At 70.5% G+C, this 15,642-nt stretch carries 11 protein-coding genes and 1 pseudogene; 10 read left to right on the forward strand and 2 right to left on the reverse strand.

The annotated features are described in order from the left end of the window. Nucleotides 1-1,042: 1,042 nt before the first annotated feature. Nucleotides 1,043-1,663 (forward strand): tyrosine-type recombinase/integrase, encoded by a 621-nt coding sequence (locus tag HNR01_RS19870; protein WP_043343459.1) that lies wholly within the window; start codon nt 1,043-1,045, stop codon nt 1,661-1,663. Between the two features lie 545 nt (nt 1,664-2,208). Beyond that, nucleotides 2,209-2,346, forward strand: a pseudogene (locus HNR01_RS27665) (flagellin); the annotation flags it as partial. 111 nt (nt 2,347-2,457) lie between these two features. On the opposite strand, the gene HNR01_RS19880 reads toward HNR01_RS27665, so the two are convergent. After that, nucleotides 2,458-3,531 carry a hypothetical protein gene (locus tag HNR01_RS19880; RefSeq protein WP_009866869.1) on the reverse strand — a complete coding sequence of 358 codons (1,074 nt, stop codon included), beginning with the start codon at nt 3,529-3,531 and terminating at the stop codon, nt 2,458-2,460. Nucleotides 3,532-4,361: 830 nt separating this feature from the next. Here HNR01_RS19880 and HNR01_RS19885 point away from each other — a divergent pair. The 7 genes from HNR01_RS19885 (at nt 4,362) to HNR01_RS19915 (ending at nt 13,423) form a co-directional block, all read left to right on the forward strand. Next, entirely contained in the window at nt 4,362-7,487 is a 3,126-nt protein-coding gene (locus HNR01_RS19885; protein ID WP_024830163.1) for a MobA/MobL family protein, read from the forward strand. Between the two features lie 282 nt (nt 7,488-7,769). Next, entirely contained in the window at nt 7,770-8,414 is a 645-nt protein-coding gene (locus HNR01_RS19890; protein WP_024830162.1) for an AAA family ATPase, read from the forward strand. Next, on the forward strand, nt 8,411-8,740 hold the full coding sequence (locus HNR01_RS19895; RefSeq protein WP_024830161.1) for a hypothetical protein: 330 nt from the start codon (nt 8,411-8,413) through the stop codon (nt 8,738-8,740). The genes HNR01_RS19890 and HNR01_RS19895 overlap by 4 nt, the downstream gene beginning before the upstream one ends. Before the next feature lie 283 nt (nt 8,741-9,023). Further along, on the forward strand, nt 9,024-10,178 hold the full coding sequence (locus HNR01_RS19900) for a hypothetical protein (protein WP_056459950.1): 1,155 nt from the start codon (nt 9,024-9,026) through the stop codon (nt 10,176-10,178). Between the two features lie 458 nt (nt 10,179-10,636). Further along, entirely contained in the window at nt 10,637-11,590 is a 954-nt protein-coding gene (locus HNR01_RS19905; protein WP_024830159.1) for a hypothetical protein, read from the forward strand. A gap of 148 nt (nt 11,591-11,738) precedes the next feature. Beyond that, nucleotides 11,739-13,193, forward strand: a complete 1,455-nt coding sequence (locus HNR01_RS19910) for an exodeoxyribonuclease VII large subunit (RefSeq protein ID WP_024830158.1) — start codon at nt 11,739-11,741, stop codon at nt 13,191-13,193. Nucleotides 13,194-13,216: 23 nt separating this feature from the next. After that, a complete protein-coding gene (locus tag HNR01_RS19915) occupies nt 13,217-13,423 on the forward strand; it encodes a hypothetical protein (RefSeq protein WP_246417568.1) in 207 nt (68 codons plus the stop codon). A gap of 498 nt (nt 13,424-13,921) precedes the next feature. Here the strand turns inward: HNR01_RS19915 and HNR01_RS19920 are convergent, their stop codons facing one another. Next, complete coding sequence (locus HNR01_RS19920) at nt 13,922-14,596, reverse strand: Crp/Fnr family transcriptional regulator (protein ID WP_024830156.1); 675 nt, start codon at nt 14,594-14,596, stop codon at nt 13,922-13,924. Between the two features lie 185 nt (nt 14,597-14,781). Between HNR01_RS19920 and HNR01_RS19925 the strand changes: the two genes are divergently transcribed. Further along, entirely contained in the window at nt 14,782-15,582 is an 801-nt protein-coding gene (locus tag HNR01_RS19925; protein ID WP_024830155.1) for a pentapeptide repeat-containing protein, read from the forward strand. Nucleotides 15,583-15,642 lie beyond the last annotated feature (60 nt).

The following is a 15,642-nucleotide window of genomic DNA, read 5'->3' on the forward strand; positions in this document are numbered from 1 at the left end:
CCGATCACGTGCTGCGACCCGTGATGCGATCCATCCTAGCACCTCGTTCTCGATTCAGGCCACCGGAGGGCACTTCCCTTCCGCGATATGGCTCCGCACAGAGCGCTTCCTCCTCCCTCTTGTGCGTGACGCCATCGTATCCTGGGCAGCCGGTGAGCACGCTGTCGCAGATCTCACGCACCACGAACAGCAGCAGCAAGGCAGCCAGCATTATCAACACGGCCCAGGCAGCGAAGTCCGATAGACGATCACCCGGCAGGAGTAGGTCGGCAGCGCGACGCAGCCGCTGCCGGAACCGACGAGGGTGCGAAGAGGAGCGGCGGCTCTCGGACATGAGCTGGGATCTGCAGGTTGAGGGGTACGACAGGGATCAGCCGAGCCAGCCACCGACCACCATGGCGAACAGGTAGGTGACCAAGACGAGGGCAACGCACACGGCGAAGCTTTCAGGGGTCGGCTCTCGCCTCATCGCGGCGCCGGTCGCTCCAACGGAGGCTCGTCGAAACCGACCTCAGCTGCGGCCCCGGAGCGGCCATCCCACGACAGCATCCTGCGGCGTCGGTCGCCCGCGTTGGACATCACCATCCATCTCGCGGTGATATCCAACGCGGGGAAGCAGCTGGGCATGAGAGGAGACCGCACTAGCAGGTGCGTTGGATATCTTCTCGCGTCGAATATCGCATGCTCGCCAACGCCTTAGCACTGCGTTGGATATCACGCGCAGCTCGGCGAGCGCGGCCGGCGCAGCGATCAGATAAAGCAGCCGGAAGTATCTAATCGCGTGTGATGGCACACATGGATCTTTACGCGACCCCTGACCAGCGCTACACAAGCATAATGACGTCGAACAGAATTGCCAATTCTGTCATTCCTTGATCCATAACGTATTTTTAGCTTGCAGAGGTCTGGCAGGCTGCGGTACAAGCGCGGCCGTTGCATCCCGCCACAGAGCGCGCCAAGCGCCTCCGAGGGCGGCGCCGAACAAAATTGGCAATTCTGATCACCCAGGCACCGGCTCCGCCGCGTGCGAGGACGCGCCACCATGACCCGCAGCCCTTTCCCGGCCGGCCATGCCCGGCGGTCCGCCGAACGCTCGCCCGCGCCCTCCGGCATGTCGCTCCACACCCTCCAGGGCCGGCGCAAGTACCTCACCCCCGACGAGCGCACCCGCTTCATCGCGGCGGCCTCCCGTCAGCCGCCCGAGATCCTCACCCTCTGCCTGGTCCTGGCCTGGACCGGCTGCCGCATCTCCGAGGCGCTGGCCCTGACCCATGCCGACCTCGACCGGGCCGGGGGCCTCGTCAGCCTGCACTGCCTCAAGAAGCGTCGCGCCGGTATCGTGCGCGACGTGCCGGTGCCCGAGGGCGTGATGGCCATCCTCGATCTCGTGCACGACCTCGATCCGTCCGAGCGGCGGCTCTGGCCGATCGGGCGCAGCACCGCCTGGCAGCGGGTCAAGGCGGTGATGCGCGAGGCGGGGGTCGGCGCCTCGGCGGCCTCGCCCAAGGGCCTGCGCCACGGCTTCGGCGTGCACGCGCTGCGCTCAGGAGTGCCGCTCACCCTGCTGCAGCGCTGGCTCGGCCATGCCAGCCTCTCGACGACCGCCATCTACGCAGACGTGCTGGGCGCCGAGGAACGCGAGATTGCCGCCCGCATGTGGTAGTCGGCTCGGGCGATCGCGCTCCGGCGCGCTCCCCACGGATTACCCAATCGCCGCCTTCGCCGTCCTGCGCGTCGTGCCCGTCGCACCCCTCGCGGGCGGCACGGCGGTGATTCTCAAGCACCGCTTCGCCCACATCCCCCAGGACGCCCGCAGCGGCCGGGCCTGGATCGCCGCTCTCGCCCCCACTCTTCGCGGCCCGCCTCGCCCCGGACGCGGCCGTGCCCGTCGAGGCCTACCAGCGCTACATCGTCTCGGCGTCGTCCTGCTCGCGGCCGGAAGCGGCCCGGCCCAGCTGCTTGAGCGCAGCCCGGAACAAGCCCGGGCGCGGGCGCTCGACCATCTCGTGCTCTGGACGCCGCTCCACGGTCGCGCCCGCATTCTCGCCTGAGGCGAGACCGCGAGCCTCGGCCCGGGCGAGATCCTGCTCCTCGACCTCTCCCGTCCCGTACGGATCGAGATGGACGCCCCGGCCGCGCGGATGCTCGTAGTCCCGCACCGGCTCCTCGACGCCGCAGACGACCCGCCCGAGCGGCACGGCCGCATCCTCGGGCAACCTCGTGAACGCGGAGTTGAACGCGGAGGCCGCGATCTCGCAGGCGCTGTCGACGCGCCAGTCGCTAGCGATCTCGGCGCTGTCGCTGGCCAACCAGGCCAACCAAGGCATCCTCCAGCTCCTGCGCTGATCCCGAGCGTGGCCCCCGGCGCGGCGGATGACCCGCGCCGGGCGTCTGCCGGCGAACCGCGCTGCCGGCCTGCTGGTCTCTGCTCAACATCCTGCCGTACTCATCGGTCCTTCAGGCGCCGCCGGCCAGAAGCGCTGTGAGTTCGAGCCAGACCGAAAGTCGATGGGGATCCAGGGTTGCGACGAACTCAGCCTGCTCTTCCTGGAACATCGCCCGGACCTGCTCGCGCGTCGCGGCCTGCCACGAGCCGCCGGGCGCGAGCGCCACGACCCAACGATACCACCCGAGCAGATTGCACCAGACGGCTCGGCGGGCCTGCTCCCGCTCGATCGCCTGCGAGAGCGCTGCCCGGCAGGCGGCCCCGTCCTCGGACCAGAACCACTCGAACAGATGCGCCGCGAAGATGGGCGCCGCCCGGACGAGATCGTCATGCTCTGCGGGTAGCAGCACCAGGAGTTCGATCAGATCCTCGCGGTCGATATCCCTCAGTGGACCGATCCGCTTCTCGAACAAGGGAAAGCGCTCACGCACGCTCTGCGGGGGCGAACTGACGTCGCGCCAATCCGGCGCACACGCCTCGATCGTCGGCAGCATGGCTGCGAGCTCCGGATCGACATCGTACTCGATGGGATCGGCATCCGGCCCCGGGCCGGGGTCACGATCGGCAGGCCGCTGCGCCATGGACACGCCGTCGCCATGCACATCCTCGGCTCCCGCTCCGTTGTTCGTCCGGGAAGCCGGCGCCGGCTCTCCGCTTCCCGGATCGGCCTCGTGATCGGGAAGCGTCGGCGTCTCCCCGCTTCCCGGATCGGATGAGGGTGCGACCGTCGTCCCGAGGGGCGACACCGCCTGCGCGTTTGAGTCCGGGGCAGGCGCGGCCGCGTCGGGCTTGCCCGACCGTTCCGCCGCCGCGGCATACAAATCCGCCATCGTCAGCTCGAGCAGGCAGGCCGCGCGCCGTTGGCCGAGCTCGTGCATCCTGCGGGCGAAGGCCTGCGTCGCGGCCTCCTGCTCGGCCTCGATCACGGTGAGCTGCCGCATCAGGCGGTTACAGCGGGCCCGCAGTTTCTCCTCGCCCCAAACGTACGCTGCGCCGGGACGGGGCTGGTAGGGCTGCAGCCCGAAGCGGGCGCACAGGGCCGCGAACACCTCGCGGACGTCCGGGTTGGTGACTCTCCGCTTCACGACACCACGCACCTCGCATTCGGGCCGCGCCGGGGATCGGCGACGGGCTCACGCGTGAAGGCGACCAGGACGCGCGGCCAGCCGTCAAGCTTCCGCTGATCCCATCGGAGCGCCGGATCGGCTGCCCGGGCCGCCTCAACGGATGGCCTGGGCAGCCCTCAAAATCCCGGAAAAGAACCCCGGAAGACGGCCGCCCCGACGGGCGACGGCCGGGCTTTGCCGTTCGCTCGGGCGCGCGAACCAAAGCCCGGCCGGGCCCCCGGAATGACATCGATCCCAGGAAGGACGATCCCCAAAAAGACGTTCCGGTTCGGCTCGGAGGTGCGAGCCGAACCGGAACAGGGCTCAGCTCCCCTAATCCAGAGCAGCCCGGCGGCCGCTCCCGATTAGGCGGCACCTGCGCGCCGGCTTCGACTTCCCAAACAAGGGCGGGCTGACCGGGCCGTCAGCCGCCGGATCGCGGTGCTCCGATCGGCTCGGCACGAGGCTGCCCAAGCCCGTCTGACACGTCCGCCGGTTCGCGGCCGGGTCGGGTACCAGCGACCTGTCCGAGCACGCCCCACGACGGCTCGGGATGCCTCGTGCGGCAGAACATCGCACAGCGCTGAATGCAATCTAGGGTAAGACATATAGCATCAGATCAATCTAAGATGGTTAGCGATTCCTTACAGCTAACCATTCCTTTCTTAAATCCAAGACGTCAGATCGATCTACCCAATCGAGCCACTCCGACCGAATCGCTCAATGCTTTTGTGCGCTTGATCGAATCGGTAGAGCCTGCCTAAGCTTGGCCATCTGCTCTTGCCGGTGCTTGCCGGCGGCCATCGAACATGCCCGATCCGATCACCACGCACCCCTTCGTGCGCGGCGTCCTCGCGTCGCTCTGCCACGACGCGGACGGCCCGCTCATGCCCGAACACGGCCTCGGCCGCGCTCGCCTGCCGGAGACGCTGCGGCACCTCTATCGTGCGCCGGGCGTGCGCTTCGCCGGCCGCGGCGGGCGCGAGCGCCCGCTCTCGCGCGACGGGGCGGTGACCTGCCACTTCTCCCAGACCTCGGTCTCGAAGACCTCGCCGATCCTGGCGAGGATCCGGGCCGCGAAGGCCGGCCGGTGCTACCAGGGATCACGCGCCGTCGCGCACGAGGCGTATATCGAGCGGCCGGGCGCCGCCGAGCGGCTCGGGCCGGCCCGAAGCCGACGCGCCACCGGCCGCGACGGTCGCGAGCAGCAGGCCTACCTCGAGCGCGACGGAGCGGTCGAGGCAGATCCGGACGCCGCCCTCGCGCTCGCCTCGTTCGGCACGATCGGCGACACGCCCGAGGAACGAGCGCGGTTCTGGACGCTCGTCGAGGAGAGCGAGCGCTCGGCCCGGGGCGACCGGATCAGGATCGCGCCTGGGCGTGACCCGGACTGGTGGGCACGGGCACTCTCCGCGATCGACGCGGCACCGGAGGCGGCCCGGGCCACGCTGCGGGCGGCGGGCCCGCAGCGTTCGGCTCCCCTGACGCTGACGCTTCCGACCGAGGACGCCTTCGCGCTGTGGCGCTGGGCCATCGGCCTCGGCGCGGACGCGCCGGTCGCGATCGCGCCGGGGCGCGGCGGGCGCATCCAGACCCGGATCATCGCCGAGCTGCCGCACGAGATCGACGCCCGTCAGCGGCTGGCCATCGTCGAGGCCTTCACGGGCAAGCTCGAGGCCAAGGGTTTTCCCTACTGGGCGGTGGTGCACGCGCCCGACGAACGCAACGACGCGCGCAACGTCCACGTCCACATCGTCTACTACGACCGCCCGGCGCGGCAGATGCCGCATCCGGACACGGGCGCACCGAGCTGGGACTTCGCGATCACCTGCGAGAGGCGGCGGGCGAACCGCACCCGGGTGCTGACGCGGCCCTACCGGCAGCCCAAGGATCGCGCCAGCCACGACCGCACTTGGATTGGAGAGCTGCGCGCGAACTGGGGCGCGTGCTGCAACGCGGTGCTGGCCGAGGCGGGGATCGCCAAGCGCTACGACCTGCGCGCCTACGCCACGATCGGCATCGGGCAGGCGCCGGGCGTGCACATCCCGGCGCGCCAGTACAACAAAGAGCGCAAAGGCGCCCTGACCGAGGCGGGGGCCGACCTCGCCCGACGGCAGTGGCAGGCCGAGGCGGACCGCATCCTCGAGGCGCGGGCCGCGGCGACCGGGACCCAGATCGGCCTGTTCCTGCAGCGGGGCCGGCAGGCCGAGTTCGCCGTGCCGAGCCGAGGAGCGGGCCAGTCCAACGCTGCAGCCCGCGCCGGCATCGGCGACCCCGGCGAACCGGTGCGGGCACTGATCCGGCGCGGGCTGGCTCTCGTCGTGGAGATCGGCCGGCTCGAGCTCGCGCGGGATCTGGCCCGGCTCGTCTGCGCGCGGACCCTGTCCCGGCCTCGCCTGCTCCTGGCGGCGAGCACGGTGCTTAAGCACGCTCGGGGCGCGAAGGCCGATCCGGGCGGGATCACCGGGGAGGATCCCCCGGTGCCGGAGGGCGCGCCCTTCGGTCTGGCGCGCCGGAGCGCGCTCGCCGGGCTGTGCGAGCGGCTCGACCGGGGGGCGGGACAGCTCGCTGCGGCCTACGAGGCGCGGATCGCGGACGCGTCCGGTCGGCTCGACCGGATCCGCGCCGACCTCTCCCTGGCCGGGCGAACGCCACTCATGGATTCGGCGCGGGCGGGATCGGGCTCCGCGGAGGGCCCGGATCTGGCGATCACCACTGTTCCGATCGATCCGGTCCCGGAGGCTGAGTTCGCCGCACGGGTGCGGGCGAGCCTCGAGCCCGCCACAGCGGTGCTCTGGCATCGGTACGACGTGGGCGTGCTGCAGACGACGGAGGCTGTCACCAAGGCACCGTCGCCGGCGATCGCCTCGATCATGCCGACACCGAACCTGCGGCCCGCGACAAAACCACCGACAGAGCCGCCGGCTCCGGTCGCGCCGGTCATTACTCCCGCTTCGTCCTGGTCGGACGCCGTCGCGCGTGCGGCGGAGCGGCATGGCAAAGCTCAGGTCGATCCGATCCCAGCCCTGCGGCCTCTACAGCCCCAGTACGAACTCGCCCGACCGCCCTTCGCCAGCCTCGGCGGGGCTCGCCGCTCGAACGGTGCGCCGCTGACGCCGGCCGCTCCTCGCCCCAAAACCGATCGTGCGGGCGCAGAGGCCGCGGATCCGGGCGGAGGTCAGCCGCTCGCGTGGACGCCCGAGGCGCGTCGTGCCTCTTCGCTGACCGCCTCGGCCATGCCGGCACCCCTGCCTGCACCGGAGGCCGCGCGCGCGATCGTGGCAGAGAGCGGTGCGCCGAGCGCCGCCACAACGCCGGCAGCCCCGCCCGCGGCCGCGCCGATGTCCGACAAGACCGCGGTGCCGCCGGCGGTGCCCGTGCCGGCACGACCGGATTCCGAGGTCACGGACACCACGTCGGCTCCGGTCGCCGTCGCGGTCGAGACTGACGCCCCGTCCAAACCGGCCGAGCCGGCCCCGGCCCCGGCAGAGATCGTAGCTGGTCCGGCCACCGCAGACACGAAGCCCAGTCCGATCCAGTCCCCGCAGGTCGGGACGCCGGCAATCCGGATTGAGCCCGAGCTACAGCTCCCGGCGCTCCAGCTCGAGCGGGCGGCGCAGGTGCGAGCGGAGAGATCCTCCACCGCCGACGAGTCGATCACGGACCGGGTGGCGACCGGGCCGCAGCAGCGCAACGACGAGGACGATGCGCCATGGCCCGGGCCGCCGCAGGACGGAGCGCCGGACCCGGCGCCTCGGGTCGCCCCGCCGGCCCGCCCGCCGGCCGAGGCCCCGCCGCTGCGCGTGCCGCTCTCGGCCGTCCACGGCGCGGACGAGGCTGCCGCGACCGGCGAGCGTCGCGCGTCTCGGCGGCAGCACGCACCACAGCCAAAGCGAAACGGACGCGACCGCGGCGGTCGCGGGATCGGAGACTGAGATAGTGAACCCCCGTACCCGTCGGACCCGACATCGCCCGCCCGCCTCGCACCCGGCGAGCGGCCGGCCCCGCACGACGAGGCTGCAACGTCATGGCGCTGTGAGGCCAGGATGCCGTAGCGCTGCGATGCCGTGGCGCCACGACACCGGGACGCCAGGGCGCTGGCGCATCACGATGCCCTGGCGCTGCAGCGCCGTGACGCCGTGGCGTCGCGATGCCGAAGCGTCGGGGCGCCGTGATGCGGCAACTCTGGATCTGCCCGTGCGCGGGGGGCCGTCGTGATGGACGTCCTCGCGATCGCCACCCAGAAGGGCGGCTCCGGCAAGACCACGGTTGCCGTCAACCTCGCGGTCGCCGCCCATCAGGCCGGGCGGCGGGTCGCCGCCCTCGACCTCGACCCGCAGGGCTCGCTCGCCGCCTGGGCCACACGCCGTGCTGCGGACGATCCGGCCGTCGATCATCTCGGACTCGAGCGGGTCGGGCAATTGCCCGAGATCCTCGCCGCGCTCGCGCGACGCGGCTTCGACCTCGTCGTCCTCGACACCGCCGGGGCCCTGAGCCCCGCGGCCAACCAGGCGCTGCGCGCGGCCCATCTCGTCCTGGTCCCGGCCCGGCCGACCCTGCTCGATCTCCTCGCCACCGAGCCGACGCTGCGCGCGCTCGCCCAGATCGGCCTCGCCGCGCGCGTGGCGCTCGTTCTGAGCCAGTGCCCGCCGCAAGGGGGGGCGCGCACCGCCGGCTACGCCGAGCGCCTGCGCCGCTGGGGGCATCTCGCCGAGCCGCCGCTGACCCAGCGGGTCGACCATCAGGACGCGCTGCTCGGCGGGCAGGCCGTCACCGAGTTCGCGCCGGCCGGCAAGGCGGCGGCCGAGATCCGCGCGCTCTGGGCCTGGACCGCGCAGCGCCTGACGGAGATGCCGCGATGAGCGATCCGACCCGGCCCCCGCGGAAGCGGCTCGACCTGCTCGGCAGCCTGGACGATCTGGGGGGGGCACCGCCCGGCTCCGGCCCGTCGGCCATTCCGGTAGAGCGCCGTCCGGCGGAGCGGAGCGAGGTGTGCCCGGCCCCGGGCCGAGGCTCCGCGGCGACGCGGCGCACCTCGGTCTACCTGTCCGCGGCGATGCTGCGGCGGCTGAAGGAGCTCGCGCTCGCCCGCGACTGCAAGGTCAACGACCTGCTGGTCGAGGGCGCGGAGGCGGTCCTGCGCGAGAGCGGCCACCTGCCGTCCCCGGTCCACCGGGACACGAGCTGACCCCGCTCAGGCCTCGATCCCGAGCGCCCCGGCATCACGACGCCTCGATGCCGTGACGCTCCGGCATCGTGACGCTTCGGCATCACGGCATCTCGGCGCTCCAGCATCACGGCGCCTCTGCAGCCGCGAGCGCTCCGGCGTCTCACCCCGGAGGCCGGACGAAGACCGCCCCGCCTCCAGCCTCGATCCTCAGCGCCACGCCCCGCCGGCCGGCCCCATCCCCGGGTGCTGCGCTGCCGGGGCACCCACCATCCCGCAGCATGAGCACAAGGAACCCACGATCATGTCGAACAAGCGCCAGATCTACGATCCCAACATCGATCGGGATCACTCTCGACCCCCAGCGGCCATCGCATCGGTCCTCGATCACATGCGCGAGGGCGTCGCGAGCCAGCGCTTCCGCTTGGCCCTTGTGGGCGCGAAGCCTTCGAAGGCCGCCACGGCGACAGCGGACCGGCACGCCGTAACGGATGGCGGTGTCGGGCAGCCACCCCGCGACGTTGCAGCACCCACTGGCTCCGAGGCGTCGCGCCGCCATGCGGCGCGGGACAGCTTGAACGCGCGGATGCGCCCGATCCTCTACGCACTCGCGCAGAACGCCGGTCTCGACCCGGCTGTCTGGAAGGCGCGCCTCGATGCTCCGATGCCGTTGACCGATCCCGAGATCGTGCGTGCCCTGCCCGAGGTGTTCGCCTCCGACGCCTTCCGCGATGCCCGCGCGGCCTGCCGCGACCTCACCCTGCTGCCGCCTGAGCAGCGGCCATTCGCCGAGGCACCGTTCGATCTCGGCTTCCGCGGGCGTCCACCGGCGCAGATCGTGGAGCATCATCCCTGCTGGGACCTCCCGTTGGTGCCGGGCGCCCGGGCGCTGGAGCGCTGGACCATCGCGGATGTCGCCGAGTGGATGAAGAACTGGCCGCCCAAGCCCTCGAGGCCGAAGACACCGCTCGATCTCTGGGACGCGCCCACCGCCGATCTCTGGCTGCGCCGGCACACGCTCGCCGAGGGCCAGGACGCGGACAGGAGGAATCTGGTCGTCGCCTTTCGGGCCGGACGAACGCGGAAGGGCCCACTCGAGGTGCTGGCCGGGCTCCGCGGCGACGCCCTGCTCGTCTTGACCGATTCGGTGCTGTGCGAGCGCCTGCGTCGCGAGGTGATGGCCGTGCTGCTGCAGGATCGCGCCGATCTGATCCATGTCGGCCTGGACATGGTGGCGTGCGGCTACTTGAGCCTGGCCGGCCTGCGGGCGGCACTCACCGTTCATGACGAGGCACGCGACAAGACCGTGTTGGAGACTTTCGCCTGGAACGCCGACTGGATGGGCGAGTGGATCGTCGAGCGGAGCTGGTGGCTGATCAGCCGGTACGATTGGCCCCAGCTCTGCCCGTCTCATGCCGGGCCAGGACCGAGTGAGGCGGTGACCGGAACGGAAGCTTGAGTCAGACGCCTGTCGATCCGAGCGATGAGATGAAGCGGGGGCTGCCGGATCGATGGGATCCGGCAACTGGGATTGGGGTACGACGCCGAGACGGATGGCGCTGCGTTACGCGTCGGCAGGGTGGGTGCGTTGGACAACACGTAAGGACCAATGCCGGTTGTGCGGCAAGGACTTGTCCCTGCGTTGGACAACACACGACGGGCTGGACAATGGCGTGCTCACTGGAGCCGGTGCCGCCGGGGACGCGGTACCGGCTTGGGTGGGGGATCGGTGACGATCGAGGACGGGAACAGGCGAGGACGAGAACAAGGGTGGGGAAGCAGGGCGAAGGCACCTTCGCTCGAAACCCCGGAATGACCTGACGACGGGATGACGGAGGGCGACGCTCGTACAGCGTCCGCTCGAGGTCGGCGAGGCTCCTTCGATCCCCTGACCCCGCATCACGAAAGTCTCCCACCATGACAGATCACGACGCGCCCTCCGGCGCGAACGAGCCCGGCTGCCCGCTTGCCCCGACCGGCCTGTGGGTCCGTGCCCAGGTCCGGCAATCGCGCCGGCACCGGGACGGGCTGCTCCTCGCGCTCGAGCCGCTCGATCCGCATCGCCCGGGTCGGCTCAGCGCCGTCCTCTCCGGCACCTTCCTGCGCCAGATCGAGGCGGCCTCGGGCGTCCTGCTCGACCCGGACCACCTCGTGGGCGAGCACACCCTGCTGCTCACCCTGGTGGTCGATCCGCTGCTCGGCCTGACCGGGCAGGTGCTCGGGCTCGAGCGCGGCGCGTTCCTCCAGGCCTGGCGCGAACAGGACGCGACCGCGCAGGCCGCGCTCCAGGCGCACGGTCTCTGGGAGCGCCAGCGCAAGCTGCCGGCCCCGCACAAGCTCCGACGGGTCGTGCTGATCGAGCCCGACGACGGCACGCCGCACCCGCTCGGGGCGACGCTCTCCCGCTGGTACGAGCAAGGTCTGCTCGAGCTGATCCGCCTGCCCGTCGCTTACGAGGAGCCGGGCTCGGTCGTTGCGCTGCACGAGGCCTTCGGGGCGGTGTTCGACCAATGGGACTGGGGCACCCTCGACGCGGTCGTGGTCGAGCCAGGCCTCGGCTTCGCCCACCGCGTGCTCTCGGACGAGGGGTTGATGCGCCGCATCGCGGTGCTGCCGGTGCCAGTGCTGTTCCGCCGGGCCGGCGCGCCGACCCTTCTCGACGGCGTGGCCTTCCGCGCCTGCGGCACCGCCGAGGCGCTGCTCGCCGATCTCACCGGGATCCTGCGCGGCGAACTCCGCACCGGGGGCTACGCCCGCCTCACCGCGATCGCCCGCGCGCTCGGTCCAGATCCAGCCGCGCCAGTGCCTGCTTCAGTGTCCGACGCTCCCCCCGATCCGAGCCCCGCCCGTCAGGGCCCGCTGTTCGACTGACGCCGTCCCAATGTCGATCCGGCTGCCCGTTTCTGGGCGGCCGGATCCAATCCTCTCAGGCAGATCGTCTCACGCTGCTCCTCGACCCTCCGCACGCGAGCCCGTGCGCTAGCGACACCCTCACCCCAACACGGATCCCGACACCCCCATGCGCCATCACAGATTCCACCACGGGCCGGACGCACCGCCCCGACCGCCGCGCCCGGCCTCACTGCCGGACGGCGCCCGCCGAAGCTTGCCCGATGCGAACGATGCGGTTCACGCCGACGCGGCGGTCGTCGGCGAGCTGCGCGACCTCATCGGCTGGCTGCGCCAGCGCCTGCGCGGCGAGCACACGGTGCGGGCCAGCGTGCTCACCGCGGAGCCGAATGGGCCCGACAGCTATCTTATTCTGCTCGGCGAGGCCGAGGCCCGCCTCACCAACGATCCGCCCCGGCTGAAGGCCCGGCTCGACGCGGCCGAACTCGCCCAGATCCGAGCTGAGCACGGTTCGGACTTCGATCCCGCCGGGCTCGTCAACCGCACGGTCACGCTCAGCTTGCGCACCAGCCTGCGCCAGCGCTTCGGCCGCGGGGCTGGCGTCCAGGCCAAGGTCATGGCCTTGCTCTCCGTCGGCCAGGTCCCGCTCGAGGCCGATCTCGACCGCGAGCGCACGCTGCAGCGGCTCCGCCTGGAGGGGCGGCGCTTTGGACCCGAGACCTGGAGCGAGCCGGAGGATCCCTACCAGATCGCCCTCGTCGTCTCCGAGCACGGCGAGGTGCGCCGCGACGTCGAGCACGTGCTCCAGCCGCTGGAAGAGGCCGGATTGATCCGGATCCACCGGGTCTGGGCGATCTTCGAAGGCGCGGGGGCGGAGCGCTCGCTCGCCGAGGCCTTCGCCCGGGTGGCGGGCCTGCAGCGGGAGCACAGCCTCTCCGCGACACTGGTTTGCCGGGGCGGCGGACCGGTCGAGGCGTTCCGGCCTCTCAACGCCTTCGGGACAGCGAACGCGGCCGCGCACCCTGAGGTTCCGAACCTGATCACCGGCCTCGGCCACGCCGGCTCGCCATGCACCGCGCTCGATGTGGTGGCGGCGCGCTCGGAACCGACCCCGACGGCGGCGGCGATGCGGGTGCGCCAGCTCGTCGAGCGCACCGGGGCCCGGGCCGAACGGGCGCTGGCCGACCTCGATGCCGCGATCGAGGCGGAGCTGAAGGCGGCGGGCCGCATCATCCTGGCACGGGCTTCAGCTACCTTCGATCAGACGCTGCGCGATCTCGCCGATCTGGCCGATGATCGGCTGAGTCAGCTCGGCCAAGCGGTCGAGCAGAGCCTGCTCGCCAACCTCGCCACAGCCACCGGTGTCAACGCGAAGTCCGCGTCGGGCGCCAACACCGCCGGGACCGACCCTCTCGATCAGGCTGCCCTGCTCGACGAGACCGGGGAGGACGTTCTCCTGAGCGATGCGCTGACGCTGGTGATCGCGGCCGGGACAGGCCGGGTCGTCACCATGGCTGAGCAGGCCCGCGCGGCGGCAGAGCTGCTGCTGCACTTCCCGGACGGCGTCGTGCCCGCCCGGGTCGAAGCCCGGCCCACATCCACACGCTACGCAACCACCCACTGACCCATCACGAGAAGAACCCCATCATGACCACGACCCGTACCGACATGACCGCTGCACACGAGACGCGGAGCTTCCTCTCGGCGGTGAGGCGCATCGAGGCACTGACACAGGAGATCCGCCGCGAGGGTCTCGGCGCGTTCGAGAAGGCGGAGGCCGCCTACACCGAGGTCGAGCACCTGCGCGCCGTGCTGACCGCGCGCATCGCTGACCTCCGTCGGCGCAACGCGTAGTTGGGATCAGCGCAACCGCCGAGGCTCAAGGTGTCGGCGGTGGCGCTTCTGTGATCAAAGGCGAGGAGGCCGTTTCCTTCGGATGCGATGCCGCACAGGCATGGGTACGGTACCAAACCCCGTGCGAACACATCAGACGGCAGCCCCATGAACCGAAACCTCGGTTCGCAGCGGAAGGGGCTGCTACGGTAAATCCTGCTCAGTCGAGGGTCGGACCGAGCCAAGCCGAACACCACCTGTCCACTCTGGAACGTGGCCTGCGAGAATGCGGACATTCGGCACGGCCCAAACGGATGCCTCAGTTTGACCCATTGCAGACGGTCGGAATGTCCGCTTCCAGGCAGTTCAATGGACCCGGTTCGGCAACTTCTGGCCAGTAGTGGCCTGTCTGCTCTGGGGAGGGCTTGCCAAAAAGAGCAGACAAGGTCCTGCCGAACCAACCCAGTCGTAAAGCTCGATTGGCGTCGGCCTCAAAAATGGACACCAGCACGCCGCCAGTCACCGCCGCCCTGCGGCCTCCAAGCGGGTCCGGTCAACAATCTCGACCGCGCCTCGACGAAGTTCGATTAGGCCCGCCTCGGCCCATTGTGCCAGGATGCGGCTCACCACCTCGCGCACGCTGCCGACATCGTCCGCGAGTTTCTGATGAGTCACCGCGGCGACGCCCCGCGGATCAGCCTCGGCCAGGAGCCGTTGCGCGAGGCGCTGCTTCAGCGGTGCGAACGCGACCTCGTCGATCAGCGTGAACAGGCCGGACATCAATCGCGTGTAATCATCCATGACGAAGCTGCGGAACGCCGCGCTGTCGCCCATCAGGTGCTGGAACGTGCTGTCCGGCAGGGCCGCGAGCTCGGTCCGCTCCTCGGCCACGCTCTGCGCTGGAAAGGTGCCGCCAGACAGGAGACACTGGGTGGTCAGGGCGCAGGTGCCACCCGGGCCAACCTTGTAGATCAGCACCTCGCGTCCGCCCTCCGACATCCGGAAGATCCGCGTGCGTCCCTCCAGGCACATCAGGTAGTTGGCACACTCGCCATTCAGTTCGTAGGCGATGGCGCCTGCATCCAGCACCGGGAAATGCACGGTTCCCCGAGCGATCTGAAGGTGCGCCGGGCTGAGAGCCTGTAGGAGCGGAAACCGATCGATCCACCGCTCGACCTTCTGGGCATCCGTCATGGCTGGCGTGGTCCCCCGGCCATGACGACGGGTTGATCGTCCGGCGCGCGTTGCGTTTTTCTCCCGCCGCGCCGGATTTGTGTGACCGGGGTCACCGACCGGGTGCAGCGGCCCGGCATAGCATCGCGACACAACGAACACGATAAGGGTGCCCGCCATGCGTGGCGCCCGCCGGGAGTAAACCGATGCGCCGTTTCGCCCTCAGCTTCATGCTCGCCGTCTTCGCTGCCGGCCCTGCCGCGGCCGAACAAGATCTGCTGCTCGGTGCCGATATGTCCTCACCCGCCATGACGAAGGCCGAGATGAGCCGCGCCGACGTCGAGGCGATGATCCAGGACGCGAACGGAAAGCCCATCGACCTGCACGACAAGGCGCTGTCGGGGCTCGATCTCTCGGGGCTGAATCTCCGGGGCGTCAACTTACGCACTGCGCGCCTGAACAAGGCCAATCTGCGCGGCGCCGATCTCAGCGGCGCAAACCTCGAACAGGCATGGCTCCTGAAGGCAGACCTTTCCGGCGCCAAGCTCGCAGACGCGAAGATGTTCGGCATCACGGCGCGGGACGCCAACCTCAGCGAGGCCGACCTCAGCCGGTCCATGCCCATCGGCGATTTCAAGGGCGCCAACATGAGCGGCGCCACGCTGGTCGATCTCAAGGGCGGAGCCGACATCAAGAATCAGTCCATGGGTCTGATGCGGGCGGTGTTCACCTCGGTGAACCTGTCGGGCGCGAACCTCAGGGGAGCCAACCTCGGCCGGTCACGCCTGGAGTATGCGAATCTCAAGGATGCCGATCTCACCGGCGTGGTGCTGATGGGATCGGACTTGTCCGGGGCCAATTTGACCGGTGCTACGGTCACGGGCGCGGACTTCAAGAACGTCGACGTCAGCGGTGCCCGGCTGATCAACCTCAAGGGTCAGTCCGAGGCCAAGGACTGGGCGGAGAGGGTGAACATCGACCGTGCCGTCACTCAGGCATCCAATTGACGCGCCCGTTCACCGACCTGACGGCCCGCCGCTGACCTCAACGGCTTGTGTCTCCGGAGA

Origin of the sequence: Methylorubrum rhodesianum, from assembly GCF_014199985.1 — a bacterium.
Classification (GTDB): domain Bacteria; phylum Pseudomonadota; class Alphaproteobacteria; order Rhizobiales; family Beijerinckiaceae; genus Methylobacterium; species Methylobacterium rhodesianum.